This is a genomic window from Aequorivita marisscotiae (assembly GCF_029814825.1).
Classification (GTDB): Bacteria; Bacteroidota; Bacteroidia; order Flavobacteriales; family Flavobacteriaceae; genus Aequorivita; species Aequorivita marisscotiae.
The window spans coordinates 601940-623530 of sequence record NZ_CP122379.1 but is presented as its reverse complement, the minus strand read 5'-3'; the positions used below and the strand labels follow the sequence as shown (position 1 = coordinate 623530).

21 protein-coding genes and 2 tRNA genes are annotated in these 21591 nt (G+C 37.0%); 14 read left to right on the top strand and 9 right to left on the bottom strand.

All coding sequences use genetic code 11. The features are described from left to right. Window positions 1–7: 7 nt before the first annotated feature. Window positions 8–3181 (bottom strand): CHAT domain-containing protein, encoded by a 3174-nt coding sequence (locus QCQ61_RS02940; RefSeq protein ID WP_279449222.1) that lies wholly within the window; start codon window positions 3179–3181, stop codon window positions 8–10. Between the two features lie 349 nt (window positions 3182–3530). Here QCQ61_RS02940 and QCQ61_RS02935 point away from each other — a divergent pair, with 349 nt between their 5' ends. After that, complete coding sequence (locus QCQ61_RS02935; protein ID WP_279449221.1) at window positions 3531–4469, top strand: mevalonate kinase family protein; 939 nt, start codon at window positions 3531–3533, stop codon at window positions 4467–4469. 48 nt (window positions 4470–4517) lie between these two features. Beyond that, window positions 4518–5429, top strand: coding sequence for a geranylgeranylglycerol-phosphate geranylgeranyltransferase (locus QCQ61_RS02930; RefSeq protein ID WP_279449220.1), 912 nt, complete (start codon window positions 4518–4520; stop codon window positions 5427–5429). 74 nt (window positions 5430–5503) lie between these two features. Here the strand turns inward: QCQ61_RS02930 and QCQ61_RS02925 are convergent, their stop codons facing one another. Further along, window positions 5504–6037: an RNA methyltransferase gene (locus QCQ61_RS02925; protein WP_279449219.1), complete on the bottom strand. Its 534-nt coding sequence runs from the start codon at window positions 6035–6037 to the stop codon at window positions 5504–5506. Between the two features lie 207 nt (window positions 6038–6244). Here QCQ61_RS02925 and mutS point away from each other — a divergent pair, with 207 nt between their 5' ends. The 3 genes from mutS (at window position 6245) to QCQ61_RS02910 (ending at window position 9244) form a co-directional block, all read left to right on the top strand. Then, complete coding sequence (gene mutS, locus QCQ61_RS02920) at window positions 6245–8860, top strand: DNA mismatch repair protein MutS (RefSeq protein ID WP_279449218.1); 2616 nt, start codon at window positions 6245–6247, stop codon at window positions 8858–8860. Between the two features lie 97 nt (window positions 8861–8957). Next, window positions 8958–9030, top strand: a tRNA-Gly gene (locus QCQ61_RS02915). A 130-nt stretch (window positions 9031–9160) separates the two neighbouring features. Next, a tRNA-Leu gene (locus QCQ61_RS02910) sits at window positions 9161–9244 on the top strand. A gap of 121 nt (window positions 9245–9365) precedes the next feature. On the opposite strand, the gene QCQ61_RS02905 is transcribed toward QCQ61_RS02910, so the two are convergent. Continuing rightward, entirely contained in the window at window positions 9366–9626 is a 261-nt protein-coding gene (locus QCQ61_RS02905; RefSeq protein WP_279449217.1) for a hypothetical protein, read from the bottom strand. A gap of 52 nt (window positions 9627–9678) precedes the next feature. Next, a complete protein-coding gene (locus tag QCQ61_RS02900; protein ID WP_431605802.1) occupies window positions 9679–10275 on the bottom strand; it encodes a TIGR03915 family putative DNA repair protein in 597 nt (198 codons plus the stop codon). A 168-nt stretch (window positions 10276–10443) separates the two neighbouring features. On the opposite strand from QCQ61_RS02900, the gene QCQ61_RS02895 reads away from it, so the two are divergent. Next, window positions 10444–11226, top strand: a complete 783-nt coding sequence (locus tag QCQ61_RS02895; RefSeq protein ID WP_279449216.1) for a LexA family transcriptional regulator — start codon at window positions 10444–10446, stop codon at window positions 11224–11226. Window positions 11227–11260: 34 nt separating this feature from the next. Here the strand turns inward: QCQ61_RS02895 and QCQ61_RS02890 are convergent, their stop codons facing one another. The 4 genes from QCQ61_RS02890 to QCQ61_RS02875 form a co-directional block, all read right to left on the bottom strand. After that, window positions 11261–11512: a hypothetical protein gene (locus tag QCQ61_RS02890; protein ID WP_279449215.1), complete on the bottom strand. Its 252-nt coding sequence runs from the start codon at window positions 11510–11512 to the stop codon at window positions 11261–11263. Between the two features lie 35 nt (window positions 11513–11547). Further along, entirely contained in the window at window positions 11548–11778 is a 231-nt protein-coding gene (locus QCQ61_RS02885; RefSeq protein ID WP_279449214.1) for a hypothetical protein, read from the bottom strand. A 28-nt stretch (window positions 11779–11806) separates the two neighbouring features. Continuing rightward, window positions 11807–12025 (bottom strand): hypothetical protein, encoded by a 219-nt coding sequence (locus QCQ61_RS02880; RefSeq protein WP_279449213.1) that lies wholly within the window; start codon window positions 12023–12025, stop codon window positions 11807–11809. 143 nt (window positions 12026–12168) lie between these two features. Further along, on the bottom strand, window positions 12169–13410 hold the full coding sequence (locus tag QCQ61_RS02875; RefSeq protein ID WP_279449212.1) for a 3-deoxy-D-manno-octulosonic acid transferase: 1242 nt from the start codon (window positions 13408–13410) through the stop codon (window positions 12169–12171). Between the two features lie 168 nt (window positions 13411–13578). On the opposite strand from QCQ61_RS02875, the gene QCQ61_RS02870 reads away from it, so the two are divergent. The 4 genes from QCQ61_RS02870 (at window position 13579) to QCQ61_RS02855 (ending at window position 17419) form a co-directional block, all read left to right on the top strand. Then, entirely contained in the window at window positions 13579–14739 is a 1161-nt protein-coding gene (locus QCQ61_RS02870; RefSeq protein ID WP_279449211.1) for a DegT/DnrJ/EryC1/StrS family aminotransferase, read from the top strand. 32 nt (window positions 14740–14771) lie between these two features. Beyond that, complete coding sequence (gene galE, locus QCQ61_RS02865) at window positions 14772–15794, top strand: UDP-glucose 4-epimerase GalE (protein ID WP_279449210.1); 1023 nt, start codon at window positions 14772–14774, stop codon at window positions 15792–15794. 29 nt (window positions 15795–15823) lie between these two features. Further along, on the top strand, window positions 15824–17101 hold the full coding sequence (locus tag QCQ61_RS02860) for a metal-dependent hydrolase family protein (protein ID WP_279449209.1): 1278 nt from the start codon (window positions 15824–15826) through the stop codon (window positions 17099–17101). A gap of 126 nt (window positions 17102–17227) precedes the next feature. Further along, window positions 17228–17419, top strand: a complete 192-nt coding sequence (locus QCQ61_RS02855) for a hypothetical protein (protein WP_237603294.1) — start codon at window positions 17228–17230, stop codon at window positions 17417–17419. A gap of 109 nt (window positions 17420–17528) precedes the next feature. On the opposite strand, the gene QCQ61_RS02850 is transcribed toward QCQ61_RS02855, so the two are convergent. Then, on the bottom strand, window positions 17529–18005 hold the full coding sequence (locus QCQ61_RS02850) for a hemerythrin domain-containing protein (protein WP_279449208.1): 477 nt from the start codon (window positions 18003–18005) through the stop codon (window positions 17529–17531). Between the two features lie 193 nt (window positions 18006–18198). Here QCQ61_RS02850 and QCQ61_RS02845 point away from each other — a divergent pair, with 193 nt between their 5' ends. The 4 genes from QCQ61_RS02845 (at window position 18199) to QCQ61_RS02830 (ending at window position 21551) form a co-directional block, all read left to right on the top strand. Continuing rightward, complete coding sequence (locus tag QCQ61_RS02845; RefSeq protein WP_279449207.1) at window positions 18199–18543, top strand: cupin domain-containing protein; 345 nt, start codon at window positions 18199–18201, stop codon at window positions 18541–18543. Further along, on the top strand, window positions 18543–19322 hold the full coding sequence (locus QCQ61_RS02840) for a methyltransferase domain-containing protein (protein WP_279449206.1): 780 nt from the start codon (window positions 18543–18545) through the stop codon (window positions 19320–19322). The genes QCQ61_RS02845 and QCQ61_RS02840 overlap by 1 nt, the downstream gene beginning before the upstream one ends. A 60-nt stretch (window positions 19323–19382) precedes the next feature. Then, on the top strand, window positions 19383–20708 hold the full coding sequence (gene dsdA, locus QCQ61_RS02835) for a D-serine ammonia-lyase (RefSeq protein ID WP_279449205.1): 1326 nt from the start codon (window positions 19383–19385) through the stop codon (window positions 20706–20708). Between the two features lie 270 nt (window positions 20709–20978). Next, a complete protein-coding gene (locus QCQ61_RS02830; RefSeq protein ID WP_279449204.1) occupies window positions 20979–21551 on the top strand; it encodes a hypothetical protein in 573 nt (190 codons plus the stop codon). Window positions 21552–21591 lie beyond the last annotated feature (40 nt).

The window sequence follows — 21591 nt, the reverse complement described above, 5'->3', positions numbered from 1 at the left end:
AAGGACTTTAGGGTTCATTGTTCTGGTGTTCGGTATTCATAGTTTCTTTTTTATTCTTCACGATAAAAAATAGTAATAAAAAACCAACAATCCCAGCCAAAGCATACCACCACCAAGCTACACTAGTTTTTAAAATAATAGGAGCCGAATCGCCTATAAGTATTAAACCCGCCCAATAGTGAGGCGATGCTGTACGGCCTTCGGCGGTTTGAATATAACGTATTTTTGCCTTGCGCAATGCTTCGTCTTTGGGCATTTTTTGGGCAAGATTATCGTAAAACAATTTTACAATTTTAGCACTGGACTCTTCATCAATTTCCCAGAGGCTGGTTAAAATGCTTTCACTTCCCGCATAGTTAAAAGCATGCGCCAAGGAAATCATCCCCTCACCGGCTTGATAGGTAGGTTTGCCGGTTTCGCAGGCTGTTAAAATAGCGAGATTGGAAGAAAGATCTATGTTGTATATCTCGAATGAATACAATGAGTTTTCGTTGTAATTTTCTACGCTCTCCGGGGTTTTTGCAAAAATTAATCGGCTTAATTCTGGGCTTATATTATTGCTTTCTGCGTGCGTCCCAATATGTATAATTTTATGTTTTTTTGCATTGGCAATAAACTTTTCTTTATTTGCTTTTTCATTTATAAAATAACTCCCGTTAAACTCTTGGGCATACTGTTTTACTAAATCTTCACTAAAGGGTTGTGGCAAAAGTTTTAAATAGGCTTTATCTAAATTTACCGAGTCTTTTATGGCATGTTTATAGTTTTTCTTCATTACTTCATTAAATCCAGGTGCAAAGGCAATAAACTCTGATGCATACTCCGCAACTTTTCTGTTGTCTTTATACAGCAACAAACTAAAATTATACGAAATGTCGTAATTGGCCAACAAGCTATTGGACGCCATTTCCTTAAAAGTAGCAATGCGTTTTGGTGTAAGAATTTCAAAACTGAGATTAAAAAGTTCACGGTCCGGTACAATCACTACCTTTTGGGTGTTAATATAACTTTCTAATGGCAGCCATAGTGCCTGATATAAGTCGAATAATAATGGACTAATTTTTTCAACTGAAAAAGCATCATCTTGTAGTTTTGTGATATGCTCTTTAACCGAAGAAAAATTAAGGTGTATCATTTTTTTCCAAACCGAAGAAACTACGTAAGCATAAAGTTCGTTTTCAATAAAAATGTATCGGATTACCGTTGTGTTATTGGGTATTTTTTGTTGCAGATCTGTAATGGGTTCCTCAAGGGTTGCATAGCGCATTTTGTAATATTTGGGAAAGTGATGCTTTAGCGAATCTAAAAATTGTTCCCAGTTTTCTGACGCCTTAAAAAAAGATGCAATATTAGTTTCTTCCGAATTGTTAAATGCAGAAACCATATTATTTTTTAGTAAGTATTCGCGTGCCACAACTTTATTGGGAATATGTTTAAAGGTTATATTTTCACGCAAATCCAATCGCGACCGGATACGGTTGTAAATACTGGATTCGTGTAGGGCGATAAGTTTATCTAAATATTCCGGATTTTCGGTAATCTGGTATAACTCTAGCCTTATTTTTTCAACAAAGTCTAAAAGCTCTTCATTTTCGGCAAGTAGTAAAATAATGTCTTCCTGGTTGTTCACCACTTTTTTTCGTTGGTTTAAAATAGCGATACCCTCATCTACTTGTGCTAGCAATTCTTTTAAAAAATCGGGGTTTTTATTTTCTTCTAAATAATATTTAGACGCAGCATTTATTAGTAAGGCTTGTGGCTTTCGGTACTGACTGAGAATAGAATCTGCCGTGCTTAATTTTTCACCTTTCTTTATAATGTTGAAATCGAGGGCTTCGGTACTGTATTTTTTTGCTTCGGCATAATCTTTAAGTAAAAAATGTACTTGTGCCAAATTGATTATGTGATAGAATTCCTGTAAGGTATTTTTAAAATCGCCCGTGTGGGTGTAATTGTATATTTCTTCAGCTAGGGCAATTGCTTTTTTTCTAAATTGATTTTTAGCAGCAAAGAGCGAATGGGTTTGCAACCCGTCTAAAAAATCTTTCGGATAGTTACCGTCCAGAGTATTTCTATATGCCGTTTCGCCTTTTTGATAATAGAGTTCTGCATTGGTTACATCTCCTAAAGACTCATATATAGTTGCCCGCGTGTTAAGAGCTCCGGCTTCCCAATAAAGGTTTGCTCCGGGGCTCGTTTTTAAAAGCTCTAATGCCCGATCTGCATTTATGGCAGCTCCCTCAAAATCTCTACTTGCAATTTTTGCTTCAGCCAAGATTATATTTGAAATAATAAGATTGATATCGTTTTTTTCAAGGAACTTTTTTTTCTGTTCGAACGAATATTCTATTAGTTCCTGAGCGCGGGAATGTTCACCTAAAGTATTGTAAAAAACCGCCATATTATCAAGGGTAACACACTGCTGGTTTTTTGCTTCAATTTTTCTTGCATTATCTGTAGATTGCTCTATATACGCCTGAAATCCAGAGATAGCTTCTTTAGAAATTTTAATGGCTTCACGGTTTTTGCCGAGGGCATTCCATAAAACGGCAAGGTTCATTTTTATGAGGGCCGGACGATAATGACGGTTCATTATATCGCTTTCATCGGTTTTTGCCAAAACTTTTATCGCCTCCTCAAAGTAATATCTAGAACTATCTAGCTTAGCCTCTTGCCACATCATTCCACCGAGTGCATTGTAAACCTGATTGTAAAAAACGTAATCTGGTTCTTTTATTTTATTTAAGATGCGCAAGGCAGTTTGGTAATGTTTGTTCGCAAGCGGATAGTTTCCCATTTTTGCTGCATAATACCCCATTTTATATTCAAAGTTAGCTTCAATTTTATTATTGGCAGCATTATTTTTTTTGGTAATTGATAGGTTTTCGAACAAGATGTTGTATGCGTTTTGTGTTTGTCCGGCATAGTCGTAAACCCACGTCATTTCTGCAATAGCTTCGGCAATATACTGTGGGGTGGCGTGGGTTTTTATTTCGGCTAAAAGCGCCTCGGCTTTTTGTATGGCTAAATTATTGTTGCCATTGCTTAATTTAAAATCACCCACAAATTGAATGTATTTGTAAAGACTGTCGTATTTTTTTTCGGTACGATAACGTGTAAGGATTTTTGAAAGCTCAGCGCGGGCTTTTTCAAGAGAATCCTGCGCAATAAGCGTGTGCATTTTTTTTACGGAACTGTATTTTTGTTGCGAATAGCATTGAAAACAAACTGAAAAAAAAACGAGCTGGAAGAAGACGAGGAATCTCAAGATTTTAAAAGTCATTTAGGAATACTTTTTTAAAGATAATACGTAGTTGAGGAATATTTAAAAGAAAGATACAACTTATTTTTTAGTAATCTATGAGGTGTTCTTTTCAATATTCGGCTTTAGGACAGGGCATTAAATTAAAAATGTTTGCTATTATTGAGAAATCTTTGTGAAACTATAATCTTTAAAAACCCTATCTTTGTGACATATTTCGGTATTAAGAATAAAAAACTGTAATTTTATAGATACAACTAAACAGCTTATGCGCGGCCCGCTCTTTTACTCAAAAATTTTGCTTTTCGGTGAATATGGAATCATTAAAGATTCTAAAGGACTTTCCATTCCGTATAATTTTTATAACGGAGCACTGAAAATAGATGCACATCATACTGTTGCTACTCATAAGTCTAATGCAAGCTTAAAGCGCTTTTCAGAATATTTGGAAGCACTTGAAACTGAAAACCCAAAACTGGTTTCATTTAATTTGGAAGCTTTAAAAGCCGATGTGGAAAACGGATTGTATTTTGATAGCAGTATTCCGCAGGGTTATGGCGTTGGTAGTAGTGGGGCGTTAGTTGCCGCTATTTATGATAAATATGCGAACGATAAAATTACCGTACTCGAAAACCTCACCCGTGAAAAACTGTTGGCGCTGAAAGCAATTTTTGCCGAAATGGAATCCTTCTTCCACGGAAAGTCTTCGGGTTTAGATCCTTTAAATAGCTATTTGAGTCTTCCTATTTTAATTAATTCCAAAGATAATATTGAACCTGCCGGCATACCTTCGCAAACCGAAAATGGCAAAGGTGCTGTGTTTTTATTAGATAGTGGTAGTACAGGTGAAACCGCGCCGATGGTGCAGATTTTTATGGAGAATATGAAACAGGAAGGTTTTAGGAATATGCTAAAAGATCAGTTTGTAAAACATACCGATGCCTGTGTTGAAGATTTTCTACAAGGCGATGTTAAATCGTTATTCGGGAATATTAAACAACTTTCAAAAGTAGTGTTAGACAATTTTAAACCTATGATTCCTGCGCAATTTCACAAGCTTTGGAAAAAGGGAATTGATAGCAATGCCTACTATTTAAAACTTTGCGGTTCTGGCGGCGGCGGCTATATGCTAGGCTTCACCGAAGATATTGATAAGGCCCGTAAAGCACTAAAAGATTATAAACTGGAAGTGGTTTATAGTTTTTAGGAATTTTTTCTGCTCTGAAATATTTTCAGAATTTTTCAATTTTGCACTATGCTATCCCGAAAACAAAAACTCTTCTTACTAAAGTTTTTCAGCCTGTTTTCAGTAGTTCGCGGATATAACATTTTAATTATTGTAATTGCCCAATATCTTACAAGTATTTACATTTTAGCGCCAGATTTGCCCGTTAGGCAGGTGTTGTTCGATGTTAATTTATTGATGCTCGTATTGGCTTCTTCCTCAGCAATTGCAGGAGGGTACATTATAAACAGTTTTTACGACAGCGAAAAAGATTTGATTAACCGGCCGCACAAAACAATGTTGGATAAACTGGTAAGTCAGCGCACCAAGCTTTCTGCATATTTTGTACTCAACTTTTTGTCGGTGGTTTTTGCAAGCTATGTTTCGTTTAAAGCGGTATTATTTTTTTCTTTCTATATTTTCTTTCTGTGGTTCTATTCACATAAATTAAAGAAGTATCCTTTTATAGGAAACATAACTGCAGCGATACTTGCAGTTGTACCATTCTTTGCGATTTTTGTGCATTATGGCAATTTTGACGTTGTAATTTTTGTACACGCTACTTTTCTATTTCTATTAATTTCTATGCGTGAACTGGTAAAGGATCTCGAAAATATTACGGGCGATTTAACACACGGTTACAATACTATTCCCGTGGTTTACGGCGAAAGGATGGCAAAGCGCATGCTGTCTCTTTTAAGTGTGTTAACGCTAGTTCCCATCATTTTACTTGTCACAAAATTTAAGGATGAAATTGGCTATATGCACTTTTATTTTTATGGCAGTATTATTGGGCTTGCTTTTTTTCTTGCGGTTTTATGGTATTCTAGAACAAAAACGCATTATATAATCCTTCACAACATTTTAAAATTTGCCATTGTCTTAGGCGTTTTCAGTATTGTGTTAATTCACGTAGAATTATTAACAAGTAGAATTTTTTAAAAGTAGTAGTGAAGGTTATGCATAAAAGATAGTCTGCTTCATTGAGTTTAAATGAAAAGGACCAGCGAGACTAACTACTTCAACTTTACGAAAAAATCCCAAATTACCACACCCACACTTACCGAAATATTAAGCGAATGTTTGGTGCCAAATTGCGGAATTTCTATGACGGCATCGCTGGCAGAGACTACTTTTTGTTGAACGCCCTTTACTTCATTTCCAAAAATTACGGCGTAGGTTAAATCATTTTGCACAGAAAAATCGTTTAGGTTTACCGCCAGTTCAGCCTGCTCGATAGATGCCACAAAAACACCATCGTTCTTTAGTTTTGATACAACATCTAATGTGTTTTCGGCATATTCCCAAGCTACACTCTCTGTTGCGCCCAAAGCTGTCTTTTGAATATCTTTGTGCGGCGGCTGCGCAGTAATGCCACAGAGATAAATTTTCTTCACTAAAAAAGCATCTGCTGTTCGAAAAACCGAGCCTATATTGTTCAAACTCCGAATGTTGTCCAAAATTATAATCAACGGAGTTTTATCCGAAGCCTTGTATTCTTCAGGATTTATACGGTCTAATTCGCTATTTTTAAGTTTGCGGTATTTCATAAGGGCGCAAAGTTACTCGTTAATTCGTTAATGGGAAATTTGGTACTCGGTAAATTGAAGCCAAAAACAACTCGAGGTCGGTAATGTGCTATTATTGTTGATAAAACCCAATAAATCAGTACTACTTCATTTTATAGAAAACTGCAATTTGCTTATTTTTATCGATTGTAGATTTATAAAAAGATACCCGTAATTTGGGCATTTGTTATGGCGAAGAAAGAAACCCCCTTGATGAAACAGTATAATACTATTAAAGCTAAGTATCCTGATGCTTTGCTGCTTTTTCGTGTGGGCGATTTTTACGAAACCTTTGGGGAAGACGCCGTACGTGCCGCTAGAATCTTAAACATTACACTTACCGCCCGCAACAATGGCGGTGATAATATGGAGCTTGCTGGGTTTCCGCACCATTCGTTAAATACCTACCTACCAAAATTGGTTATGGCCGGTTGCAGGGTTGCAATCTGCGACCAATTGGAAGATCCAAAATTAACAAAGAAAATAGTGAAACGCGGAGTTACCGAACTGGTTACCCCAGGCGTGGCCTTTAACGACGATATTTTACAGTCTAAATCTAATAATTTTCTGGCAGCGGTTCACTTTGGAGCAAAAAATTTGGGCGTATCGTTTTTAGATGTTTCCACGGGCGAGTTTTTGGTTTCGGAAGGATCTGCGGAATATGTAGATAAATTGCTTCAGAATTTTAAGCCTTCGGAAGTGCTTTTTTCGAAACAAAAACGAAAGCATTTTACCGAAACTTTCGGGAATGAATATCACGTTTTTCACTTGGAAGACTGGATTTTTCAAACCGATTATTCATTTGAAACACTTACAAAACATTTTGATGTAAAAAATTTAAAAGGATTTGGCGTAGATCATCTGGGAGATGGTATTATTGCTGCCGGTGCAGCGCTTCATTATTTAAGCGAAACACGCCATACCAAACTTCAGCATATATCGCGTATTGCCCGAATTGCCGAAGACGAGTACGTATGGATGGACCGCTTTACCATTCGCAATTTGGAACTTTACCATTCTAATCAGCAAAATGCGGTAACGCTTTTAGACGTAATAGATAAAACAATTTCGCCTATGGGTGGAAGGCTTTTAAAACGTTGGATGGCCCTTCCGCTAAAAAATGCCGAAAAAATAAACCGCCGTCACGAAGTAGTAAGTTTTTTATTGGATAACCCGGCCATTTTGGAAAAAATTCAATTAAACACCAAACGCATTGGCGATTTAGAGCGTCTTATTTCTAAAGTAGCAACAGGCAAGGTTAATCCGCGCGAGCTTATTCAACTTAAAAATTCGTTGGAGGCGGTAGTTCCCATAAAAACGTTGGCAATGCATTCGGAAAACGAATCGCTAAAAATTATTGGGGAACAATTGCACGATTGCGAATTACTTCGAAATAAAATAAAAGAAACCCTTTTTGAGGACGCTCCGGTAAATATTTTAAAAGGAAACTCAATTGCCGAAGGTTTTTCAGAAACGCTCGATGGGCTTCGGAATATTTCTGCAAATGGCAAGGAATATTTAGATGAAATGCTGGAACGCGAAACAAAACGCACGGGTATTACTTCGCTTAAAATAGCTTCAAATAATGTTTTCGGCTATTATATTGAAGTCCGAAATACCCATAAAGACAAAGTTCCGGAAGAGTGGATTAGAAAGCAAACGCTTGTTAGTGCAGAGCGCTATATAACCGAAGAACTTAAAGAATACGAAACCAAAATTCTTGGCGCCGAAGAAAAAATACTGGCATTGGAACAGGAAATTTTTGCAAAACTTGTGAATTGGCTGCTTCAATATATTAGTTCGGTACAGCAAAATGCAGCTTTAATTGCGCAGTTAGATTGTTTGTGCTCGTTTGCTACACAGGCACGGGAAGCTAATTATACGCGCCCGTTGCTAGATAATTCATTTGATTTGGATATAAAAGAGGGGCGTCATCCGGTTATCGAAAAGCAACTTCCGCCCGACGCGCCCTATATTGCAAACGATGTATTTCTCGATCGCGAAAACCAGCAAATTATTATGATTACGGGGCCTAATATGAGCGGTAAATCTGCTATTCTTAGGCAAACAGCTTTAATTGTTTTACTGGCGCAAATGGGGAGTTTTGTTCCGGCTTCGGCGGTACGGATGGGCTGTGTAGATAAAATATTTACAAGAGTAGGGGCAAGCGATAATATTTCTATGGGCGAATCTACTTTTATGGTAGAGATGAACGAAACGGCAAGTATTCTGAACAACCTATCGGAAAACAGCTTAATTCTTTTAGACGAAATTGGACGAGGCACCAGTACTTATGATGGAATTTCAATTGCATGGGCCATTAGTGAATACTTACACGAACATCCAACGCACGCAAAAACGCTTTTTGCAACCCATTATCATGAATTAAATGAAATGACCGAAACCTTTGAGCGAATTAAAAATTACAATGTTTCGGTAAAGGAATTAAAAGACAACGTGCTTTTTCTTCGAAAATTGGTCCCAGGTGGCAGTCAGCATAGTTTTGGAATTCACGTTGCAAAAATGGCAGGTATGCCCCAGGCTGTGCTTTTAAGGGCGAATAAAATTTTAAAACGGCTGGAAAAGAGTCACGCCTCGGAAGAATTGACCGAAGAAATGAAAGCAGTTTCAAAGGAAGAAATGCAGTTGAGCTTTTTTAAGTTAGACGATCCGTTGCTCGAAGAGTTGCGCGAAGAAATATTAGACATTGATATTGATACACTTACGCCTGTAGAGGCTTTAATGAAACTCAATGAAATACGGCGTATGTTACAACGAAATGCAACTGTAAAAATTAAAAAATAAAATTCATTAATAATTTCTTTAAAAACACTTTGCTTTTGAAGTAAAATTTTTAAATTTGCTCCCGCTTTCACTAGGAAGCGACGTTCATTAAAATTCTGCGAAAATAGCTCAGTTGGTAGAGCGCCACCTTGCCAAGGTGGAGGTCGCGGGTTCGAATCCCGTTTTTCGCTCACAATGCGAGAATCTCTAAGGAGGTTGCGGGTTCCATCAAATTGTGGAAGCCGTTTTCGCTACGCTTTAAATGCCGAATGCTCGGCATTTTTTGTTAAGTCCAAGATTGTGTTAGACAATCATTTTTAAGCTCGAGTGGTGGAATTGGTAGACACGCCGGACTTAAAATCCTGTGACCATCTGGTCGTGCGGGTTCAAGTCCCGCCTCGAGTACAGAATCCTCTTTGTTGAAAAACAGAGGGGATTTTTTTATGCCAAGAAAGTTCGTAAAAATTCGCACAAAAAAAGCCTTTTCGGTTAAGAAAAGGCTCGTATGCTTTTTGATAAAAAAGGCTTATTGACCGTCAGTAGCGTCTTCTACAGCTTCTTTAGTGTCGTCAGCAGCTTCTTCTACAGCTTCACCTGCATCTTCCATTGCTTCGCCAGTAGCGTCAGCAGCGTTGTCGATAGCTTCGCCAGCTTCGTCCATTGCGTTTTCAGTTTCAACTTCAATAGTTTCAGCAGTTTCTTCAGCGTTTTCAGATGTAGTTTCTCTACAAGAGTAAACAGAAGCAACTAGTGCAAGAGCAGTAAGTGATAAGAATATTTTTTTCATTGTGATAATAAATTAGTGATTAATAGTGCGCAAAAGTAATTAAAAAAATGATTCAAAATTTTTTTTCAGATAAATATTTCCAGTATCGTTTCGGAATATGTTTTATGTGCAGTTGCATATTTTTTCGCGAAGCTATATTGCTGCTCTTAAAGTAGTTGCCCCAAAGTTCCTGAAATTGCATCTCTTCGGGGGTGAAGTAGGCCAGTGCGCTGCTTTCGGTGTTTATGTTTGAAGCTATTTCCATTGAAACAGTTTGCACTTGTTTAAGATTGTAATACAACCCATATTTTCTTTTTAAATCGTAAATAAGCCATTTTTGGTCTGCGTATCTTTTTTGAAAATGGTCTGAATTAAGAGGCAAAACATTAAAATCCGGTTCAATTGTGGCAAAATAAATTTGGTCTTTGGTTAATTTAAACCGAATAAAAGCGTCCATTCTATGTTTTTCGCGATCTACTTTTTTGCAAACTTTGGAGATTTCTAAAATGTAAGGATCGGTATAATCCTTCTCTATATTATTATTTGCATTTATTGCACGCCGTATGTAATACAGAATGCTATTTTCAATAGAGGCTATTTCACTTAAATAAGCTTTGTAAAGTTTTCTTTTGCCTTGCGCACTTATTTTTTTTGATAGGCCGTTCCACACCCTGTTTGCTATTTTGCTGCATCGGCAAGGATGCTTAATTTTTCATTTATTCTTTCGAAATTCATAGCTTGATTTGGAATTTTGCCAAAAATACGGAAATATTCCAATCATATTGGATTAAATCCATTGTATTTTTAGGATATGTTCCAAATAATAGTATATTTGTGTATGGAATCTAAACTATCTATAGAAGCTCAGCGTTTTAAGAAAATTCGCGAAGAGCTAAGGCATACCCAGCAATCCTTTGCCGAATTGCTAGAAATTGGTGCAACAACCGCCGATATTGAAAGAGGAAAAACCAAAATTACCGGGAAGGTTGTGATGGAGCTCATGGCGCAGTTTAATATAAATCCGTTATGGATTTATGGTAAAAGTTTTGAAAAATATATAGATACGAGTCGTGGTGATGTAAGTCCAAAAGTTTTAACGCTAGATACAACGGGTGAAGATTCTATTATTTTAGTGAACCAAAAAGCAGCTGCCGGATACCCCAACAATATACACGATGTGGGATGGTACCAAACGCTTCCGGCATTTAATATTCCTTTGCCAGAATATAGAAACGCATCCTATCGCGGTTTTCAGGTAGAAGGTGATAGTATGTTGCCGAATATTAGGCCAAATGAATGGGTTTTAGGTAGGGCTGTACCTAGTATAAACGAAGCTGCCGACAGTAAAATTTATATCGTTGTTTTAAGAGATTCCGTACTGGTGAAAAAATTGCAGAAAATACCTAATAATCCTCAGGCAATTAGGCTAATATCTTTAAATGAGGAATATCTGCCAATTGATGTAAAAGTGAAGGATATTCAAGAATTGTGGATGGTAAATAGCAAATTAACCTTCGGAATTGACGAGCCGTCAGAAAGTAATTTGCTGCGCCAGTTACAACAATCTATGGACGATCTAAAAGCACAAGTTATAGGAATAACGCAAAAAAAAACCGACTAATTTAGTCGGTTTTGATTTTTTGGGTTAACGGATTTTAATTGTCAACGTCCACTTTTATTTTGGAATCTCCGTCTTCATCGGTTTTAATTTTCACTTCTTTCGTTTCGGTTTCCATTTTTATTTTTGTGTCGCCGTCGTCGCTTTTTACTTTTGTGTCAGCGCCTTCTGCCTGCATTTCTTGAATTATTGCTTCTTCTTCAGACAATTCTTTTTCCTGATCTCTACACGAGGTAAATCCTACAGATAGGAATGCTGCGCTTAATAAAATTACTGCTACTTTTTTCATATTTAGTGTTTTAGTTTGGTTCAAATTGTTTGTTGTTAAATGTCGTCAGTTCCGCCAGTACCTGTATTCTCCTGTATTTCGTTAACACCTTCTTGAATTGTGTTTTCTACGGGGTCTGTGGCATCATCATCTGTCATGTCTTCTATTTCGTCGTTAACGTCGTCAACAACGTCTTCAACATCGTCGGATTTTTTAGTTTCGCGGCACGATACAAAAGCAGTGCTAAATGCTACTACGAGTGCCAAACTTACTATTAGCTTTTTCATACTAGTTATTTTTTATGATGGTTATTTATTAATCGTCGTTACCTATATCTTCGATTTTCTTGTCAATTTCTTGATTCACTTCTTTATCCACTTCTTTAGCGGCTCTTTCTAGAATACCTTCATTGTCGTTATCGGCTTCAGTTTCTACGTGTACTTCACGTACTACTTCCTTTGTTTCCGTTTTCTGTTCACGGCACGAACCAAAAGCTATTAAAGCAACAGCAAGTACCAAAATTAGTTTTTTCATAATTAGATTGTTTTTAATTGTTAGAACAAAGCTAAGTGATTAAAATTATGAAATGTATAATTAAATACTAAATAATGTAAAGGAAATACTAATTTGAAATTAATTGAGCGATTGTTATCATTAAAATTTAATAAAAAAGTTGCTCATTTTAATTTGTGGGAAATCCAGTTAACAATAGTCTTTGTAGCGCCCGTATTGTTGTTTACAAAGTGACCGGCAATCATTCCAGTTTTGTTTCGGAAATGTTCATCGTTCACTAATTTGGAAAGAATTTCATTGGCTTCAGCAGCATTTTTTACGGCGAATAAACCAGCTAGATCGCGCAAACGAATGGCTTCTGGGAATGCATCAAAATTTTTACCGATTACAATGGGCACACCAAAAGTAGCAGGTTCCAAGATATTGTGAAGTCCCGTTTTACCCATTGCACCGCCCACATACGCAATATCTGCATAATTGTAAAGTTTGGTCAATAAACCTATACAATCTATTATTAATACATTGTATTCTGAAATATTTACTTCGTCTATTGCGGAATGAAGCACCATTTTCTTTACTATTTTGGTGGTGAAAGCGGCTATTTTATCACTTTCAATTTTATGCGGGGCAATAATGAATTTTACTGTGTCGGGAGCCGAATTTATATAGTCTATTAGTACATTTTCATCTTCCTGCCACGTACTTCCGCAGACAATACAAACAGAATTTTGTTTAAACTCTGCTGCAAATTTTAAAGTATTGTCAATTTCAATTTGATGCGAAACCCGGTCAAAACGTGTGTCGCCGCTCACGGTAGTTTGTTTAATGCCAATACCTTTCAAAAGTGTTTCAGAATCTTTATCCTGTAGAAAAAAATGATTAAAAGTGCCAAGAGCTCTTCGCATAAACCCGCCATAGCTTTTAAAAAATATCTGATTTTTCCGGAACACACCTGAAACCAAAAGCGTTGGGATGTTCTTTTTCTGAAGTTCGAATAAGTAGTTGGGCCAAAATTCGTACTTCACAAAGATGGCAAGAGTAGGCGTAATTGCCGAAATAAATTTTCGAGCGTTTATGGCGGTATCTATCGGTAAATAGACCACCGCATCTGCCAAAGGAGTATTTTTTTTATTTTCAAAACCCGAAGGCGAAAAAAAACTGACAATAATTTTATGGTTGGGTTTTATTTTTTTTACAGCTTCCATTATTGGTACCCCTTGTTCAAATTCGCCCAAAGAGGCACAGTGGAACCAAATAGTTTTATCTGCAGCCGAAATCTTTTTTTCTAAAATTTTAAAAACATCTTTTCTGCCCGAAATAAAGAGCGCTAACTTTTTACTGAAAAGTGCCGCAATGTGTAGCCCGAAGGACACTAAGTAAATTATTACATTATAAAAGGTGCGCATACAAAACAAAAATACCAAATTTCAGGAACCAATTTTCAATTAGTTGGCGCAATAAAGTAATAATTCAATAAGGTAACTTCTTCAATTCAAACAAATATCATTTTCGTAATTTTACCGAACTGAAAGAAAAGAAGTTCAATTTAAAGTTTCCGCTGGGGCGGGGTAATTATGAAAAAAATAGAAATGGTTGATCTTAAAGGTCAATATCAAAAAATAAAGGAGCGGGTAGACAGTTCCATTTTAAACGTTATTGAAACTACCGCTTTTGTGAATGGTCCCGAGGTACATCAATTTCAAAAAGAATTGGAAACATACTTGGGGGTGAAGCACGTGATTCCCTGCGCCAATGGTACCGATGCATTACAAATAGCGATGATGGGGCTTGGATTAAAACCCGGCGATGAGGTAATTACTGCCGATTTTACCTTTGCTGCAACTGTTGAGGTTATCGCGCTCTTGCAATTAACCCCGGTCTTGGTAGATGTAGATCCGGTAAATTTTAATATAGATGTTGAAGCTATTAAAAAATCAATAACGCCCAAAACCAAAGCCATAGTTCCCGTGCATCTTTTTGGCCTGGCCGCTAATATGGACGAAATTATGGCTATAGCCGAAGAACACAATCTTTATGTAATTGAAGATAACGCGCAAGGCATTGGTGCAGATTACACATCAAAAGACGGTACTAAAATGAAAACCGGCACTATTGGTCATGTTGCGTCAACCTCTTTTTTTCCTTCTAAAAATCTAGGATGCTATGGCGATGGCGGCGCGATTTTTACAAACGATGATGATTTAGCACATACCATTCGCGGTATTGTAAACCACGGTATGTACGTGCGTTACCATCACGATGTCGTGGGTGTAAATAGTAGGTTAGATAGCATTCAGGCCGCAGTGCTACGTGCAAAGCTGCCCCTTTTAGATGAATATAATGCGGCCCGCAGAAATGCAGCCCGCAAATATAGCGAGGCTTTTGCAGGTGTAAAAAATATAGTAACGCCCACCGGTTTTTGCAATAACACGCAAACTATATGCGATGTTTGCGATTGTCACGTTTTTCATCAATACACTTTAAAAATAATTAATGCAGATCGCGATGCGTTGGTTAACCATTTAAATGAAAAAGGAATTCCGTGTGGAGTTTATTATCCAATTCCATTACACTTGCAAAAGGCGTATAGAGATGAACGTTATAAAGAAGAAGATTTCACGGTTACCAATCAGTTAATAAATGAAGTTATTTCGCTGCCAATGCACACCGAGTTGGATGATGAACAAATAGATTTTATAACAAAAACGGTAATTAATTTTATTGAGAAATATTAATTAAACTAATTCCCACATTATCGGGCACACATATGAAAAAAATACTAGTAACTGGCGGATTGGGCTATATAGGAAGTCACACCGTAGTTGAACTTCAAAATTCAGGTTTTCAAGTTATCATAATCGATAACCTTTCAAATTCTTCAATTGATGTTTTGGAGGGATTGACCAACATCACTAAAACAGCGCCCAGTTTCGAAAGACTCGATCTTAGAATAAAAGCAGATGTTACAGACTTCTTTAAAAGAAATCAAGATATAGAAGGGATTATTCATTTTGCTGCCAGTAAAGCGGTGGGCGAAAGTGTTGAAAATCCGTTGCTTTATTACGAAAACAATCTAAATACACTTATCTATTTACTTCAGGAGTGCAAAGCGTACGGTATAAATAACTTTATCTTTAGTTCGTCCTGCACGGTTTACGGCGAGCCAGATTCACTTCCAATTACAGAGAACGCCCCTGTTAAGGCTGCAACTTCTCCATATGGAAACACCAAACAGATAAGTGAAGAAATATTAAAGGATGCGTGTTCCATTTCAACTTTAAAGTCCATAGCACTGCGATACTTTAATCCCATTGGAGCACACGAAACTGCCGAAATTGGCGAACTACCGGCGGGCGTGCCACAGAATCTTGTACCGTTTATTACCCAAACCGCTGCCGGGGTCCGAAAGGAGCTATCGGTTTTTGGAGATGATTATCCTACCGAAGATGGTAGTTGTGTTCGCGATTATATACATGTAGTAGATCTGGCAAAAGCCCACGTTACTGCATTGCAACGCTTACTTTTAAACAAAAATGAAACACAGTTCGAGGTTTTTAACTTAGGTACCGGCAGAGGCAGCTCTGTTTTGGAGGTTGTAGAATCTTTCGAAAAAACCACGGGTGAAAAACTGAATTACAAAATTGTGGACCGTCGTCCGGGCGATGTTATTTCGGTTTATGCAGACACAAAGAAGGCAAATGAAATTTTAGGTTGGAAAGCCGAAAAAACTATGGAAGATGCTTTGGCTTCAGCTTGGAAGTGGGAGAAGAAAGTTCGTGAAATAGCGTAATAACACTGTTTATAATTTAAAATACAAATATGAAGAAGCTACTAACCCTTTTGCTTTTACTCGTTTTTATTGCAAGCAATGCACAGGATGTTTATCTACACTGTGGTAAATTAATTGACACCAAAAGCGGTAAAGAACTTTCGGAGAAGACAATAATTGTTTCGGGCAACAAAATTATTAGTATTGAAACAGGATATTTAACTCCCAAAAATCCTAAAGATCGGGTAATTGATTTAAAAAATAAAACAGTGCTACCTGGTTTAATAGATATGCATGTACATATTGAAGGGGAAACCAGCCGCGATCAATATTTAAAACCATTTACTTTAAACGATGCCGATGTTGCTTTTAATGCTGCTGAAATTGCCCGCCGAACTTTGCTAGCCGGATTTACCACAGTACGCGATTTAGGAGGAAGTGGCGTAAATGTTGCCCTTCGCAATGCAATCAACAGTGGAAAATCCGATGGGCCACGAATTTATACTGCGGAAAAAGCTTTGGCTACAACGGGTGGGCACGCAGATCCCACAAACGGACGAAAAAAAGAATTGATGGGAGATCCCGGTCCTGCCCAAGGGGTTGTAAATGGCGTTGAAGATGCTGCAAAAGCTGTGCGGCAACGCTACAAAAATGGTGCAGATTGGATAAAAATTACTGCAACAGGAGGGGTTTTAAGTGTTGCGAAAAGCGGTAAAAACCCGCAATTTTCAGAAGATGAAATTCGAGCTATTGTACAAACTGCAAAAGATTATGAAATGCCGGTAGCAGCGCACGCCCATGGCGATGAAGGTATGCAGCGCGCCATTCGCGCAGGTGTAAAAACCATTGAACACGGCACGCTTATGAGCGACGAAACCATGGAATTAATGAAAAAACACAATACTTATTTAGTGCCTACAATTAGCGCTGGCAGGTTTGTAAGCGATCAAGCTAAGATTGAAAATTATTATCCGGCTATAATTGTACCGAAAGCATTGGAGATTGGCCCGAAAATTCAAGAAATGTTTGCACGAGCGTACAAGAAAGAAGTGCCCATAGTTTTTGGAACCGATGCGGGTGTATTCCCACATGGACAAAATGCAAAAGAATTTGGTTATATGGTTGAAGCTGGAATGCCAGAAATGCAAGCAATTCAATCGGCAACTATTATTCCGGCACAGCTTCTAAATGCAGAGAATGAAATAGGACAAATCGCCCCCGGGTTTTTAGCAGATATTATCGCAGTTGAGGATAATCCAATAAAAAGCATCAAATCGCTAGAAAATGTAGTTTTTATTATGAAAAACGGGGTAATTTATAAGAATTAATCAAAGTTTAATTCATATTTAACATTAATTATTTGCAATTGGAGCTAAGCCTTTGTTTCTTTGCACCCGAACAGTATCCTGTACTTTCGCTTTAAAAATAAGGCAAAGGGGATCAAAAAAACAAAGATGAAGTTAGTTTCAGTGAAACGACAAACAAAAACAGAAAAACGATTTACAGAAAAAATGGGAATGTTCACAACAAGCGTGATCTACATAAAAAAAACATTTTTGAGCATTCCATTTAAAACCCTTCACAAATACCGTGAAACTTATTATGGTAAAACTAAAGATTGTGAAGATTGTAGGATAAGCGCTTAATGAACAAAAAATTTAAGATTTAAAGTTTCAATAAATCTTTTACTATACCAAAACACCGAATGCGAAAGCTTTATTCGGTGTTTTTTTGTTTTAATACATTGCTACTCTTTTAAGCACTTAAGGATAACCAAAATCTGTCTTTCCACGTTTCATCGGAAAAAACTATTTGTTGTTCACCATTTTCTATTACTTCTAACTGTTGTTCGGTAGCAACAAGTTGAATTTCTTTATACAAAATGCGCTCTTCAAAATTAATATAACTGCTTAGTTCTTCTTCTATTTTGTGCAGTATCTTGTTTAGTTCTGCGGTTTCTGCAAATAACCTATTTAGTCTTCTGTGGTTTGCTAAGGCTCTCTTAACACGTACATTATTTTCGCCTAGAATTGGAAAAATGTTTTTTTGCTCCATATCAAAATGAGCGTCTAAATAATTCGCCTTAAACCAATCAATATATTTTTTAATTCGTTTGGCATCAACTTTATTGCGTAGTCCCAGTCGTATGCGTTCGCAGAGCAGGATAACCTCGTCGTGTTCTTCAATAATAGGCGTTAGTTCTACCTTCGGATTCTTTGTTGTTTTGTTCATTTCTAGCGTCTATAAGGTTTAATTTAAATTAATTGAGTCTTAATTATTAGTATGCAAATTTGCATGAATTCTTTAACGTGGCTTATGAGTTCAATCATAGTCCAAAAATTTATAAATTTTTTGCAAGGCTATTCTATAAATAATCCTTAATTTTGAATGATTCTAAATAAGAAATTTAAAAAAAGAAATATATATGAAATTAGCATCATTAGTTAAGGAACTTGAATATCACGAAACTCGTCCGACCATTCAAGTTTTAATGGAAACCGAAACAGGAAAGGAAATAAGAATTGCATTTAAGGAGGGTCATGTAATGAAAGAGCACAAAACACCTTTTCCGATTGTAGTTGAAGTTTTTGAGGGCAGCATTGAATTTGGGATAAATGGAGTTATTCACAATTTGCAAAAGGGAGATTTGGTAGCGCTGGAAGGCGGTGTGCCACACGATTTAAAAGCTTTACAAACCAGTACGGTACGTTTAAGTTTAAACAAAGCAGATTCCGCAAAACGAGTGGACGATGTTGCAAAAAATTCCTGATGGGTCATAAAACAATAAATACCGAACAAGGCCACTGGATTCTCGCCAATATGGGAAAAAAAGTATTGCGTCCTGGCGGAAAAAAACTCACCTCAAAATTGGTGGGTGGGATGCATGTTTGTCCTGAAGATTCCTTTGTTGAATTTGCGCCTGGGATAGGCTTTACAATGGCTAAGATACTTAAGGAAAAACCAAAAAATTATACTGGAATAGAACTAAATGAAGAAGCTACCGCAAAATTACGGAAAAAGCTCAACGGTGCAAAAACGGCAACAATAATTAATACCTATGCGGCCCAAACTGGGCTAAAAGATGAAAGTGCAGACAAGGTTTTAGGTGAAGCGATACTCACAATGCAGGTTGATAAGCGCAAATCGGAAATTATAAGAGAAGCATTTAGAATTCTTAAAAAGGGCGGGCTTTACGGTATTCACGAACTCGGTTTAACTCCCAATGAACTGGACGTTAAATTTAAAGAGACCATTCAACGGAAGTTGGCACAGACCATTCGCGTAAATGCGCGCCCCTTAACCCAAAAGGAATGGTGCCAGCTTTTGGAAAATGAAGGGTTTGTGATAAAAGCAATCTATGAATCGCCAATGCATCTTCTAAAACCCAAACGAATGATTGCCGATGAAGGAATTTTTAGAGCTCTTAAAATAGGTTTTAATATTCTCTCGCATCCGGCTGCCAAAAAACGAATTTTAAAGATGCGAAAAATCTTCAATAAGTATGAAAACCAAATGACTTCATATGCTATAATTGCCCAAAAACCTTGAATGTAAAAATAAATAGTTTCAGTTAAGTATGAAATTTTAAAAATAATTCACTTAAAAACAATGTATTCAAAAAATAAAATAGATTCTTTTATTAAAGAAATACCTCTTTTAAAGGATATTATGAATTTAAAACCTGTGGTTTGGCTAAATCCCAACAGAAAACCAAGTTCGGAAATGCCTTCTTTTCCTATTAAGAAGGAAGATATGGATGCTGCTGAGCAATTGTGGAAGCGCTTTGCCCCCTTCTTTGTTAATGCATTTCCAACCACTGCAAAAACCAATGGTGTGTTGGAATCTCCGTTAATGGAAATTCAAAATATGAAGTCGCTTTTAAACCAAGAAAACACAAAAATTGAAGCACACTACTTTCTAAAATGCGACAACGCCCTTCCAATTGCGGGTTCGATTAAAGCACGCGGTGGTTTTTTTGAAGTATTGCACTATGCCGAAAAATTGGCGTTAAAAGCAGGTATTTTGAAAAAAGGAGACAATTACGCTGATTTTACGACAGATAAATACAAGACATTCTTCAACAAGTATAAAATTGGAGTGGGTTCTACTGGCAACCTGGGATTGAGTATTGGAATTATTAGTGCCAAATTGGGATTTCAGGTTACGGTTTATGTTTCGGCTGATGCCAAAATCTGGAAAAAAGATTTGCTGCGTTCCAAAGGAGTTGAAGTGATTGAGTTTAATGGCGATTTTAGTGAAGCGATTCTCGCAGGCAGACAAAAAACGAACGCCGACCCAATGGCGTATTTTGTGGATGATGAAAACTCCTACGAATTATTTTTGGGCTACACCGTGGGTGCGCTCCGCTTAGCAAAACAATTGGAAGAGGCCAATATTAAGGTAGATGCAGAGCATCCACTGTTTGTTTATTCTCCTTGTGGCGTTGGCGGTTCTCCAGGTGGAACGGCCTTTGGGCTAAAACAAATTTATGGCGACAATGTGCATTGTTTTTTTGTGGAACCCACACATTCTCCAGCCGTTTTAACAGGATTGGTAACTGGCGAAATGAGCAATATAAGTGTTCAGGATATTGGTGTTGACAATAAGACCGAGGCCGATGGTCTGGCAGTGGGGCGCCCATCTAATTTTGCAACTTCAGTAAGTAGTCATTTGGTGAGCGGCATTTATACCATAGAAGACGAACAACTTTTTATCCTATTGGCGAAATTGATGGACACTGAAAAGATATTTTTGGAGCCATCTGCCACCGCGGGTTTAATTGGACCGCAACGAATTGCCACTACAAATTACGCCGAAAAGAACAACTTGAACATGCAAAATGCTACCCATATTGTTTGGGCAACAGGGGGTGATTTAGTACCCAGTTTTGAACGAGAAGAATTTTATAAACGCGGATCAGAAGCTCTGGTTTAATAGTAAAAATACTTTAACCGAATGGAATAACACAGCTCTATCAGCCGCATTAGGTTTGCTCCATTTCCAATTTTAAAAATGCCGCAATTCTCAACGAATAAAACTGTTTTTTTTATTTGATAAATTAATTTTATCCATTATTATATAAAAAATAAATCATAATTTATTTAGAGCGATATATATAATAATCTGCAATATAATTACTAATATTACCCCTTGGATGATGAAGAAATTTCCTCAAAAAAAATCAACTCAATACTGCGATATACTATGAAAAAAATCTTGTTTTTAATTTTAATGAGCGGGTCGTTTATAGGCTTTGCCCAAGAGTCGAAAAATTTTGATGCAGGACCGCAGGGCAAGCACGAATTTAGACTCGATGGTTTTGAAGCATTAGTTTTTAAAACAATTGAAATAAATTATGAATATGTTATCAGTAAATATTCTGGAGCAGGTGCCGCCATCAGTTTTAATACGGACGGAGAAACTATCGGAGATTATGGTCAAAAGTTTGCCTTTACACCTTATTATCGACAGTATTTTTTAAATAAAAAAGAATACGGGGCACGGGGTCTTTTTGTTGAAGGGTCGCTACAGCTGGCCACTGGTGAGCACGAAATATATTATTACGACTACAATCCAAATACAGATACATATATAGAAGGTACAACTAAAAATAACTGGTTCGATACAGGAATTGGGCTAGCTATTGGTCAAAAATGGGTTAGTAATAATGGCTTTACTTTTGAGATTAGTGCCGGAGGTGGAAGATACCTTTTAAATGATGATTATGCACCAGAAGGATATTTTAGAGGTGGGATTTTAATAGGCTATAGATTTTAAATATATTTAAGATTCTCTAAAAATCTGAAAAACCTTCGGT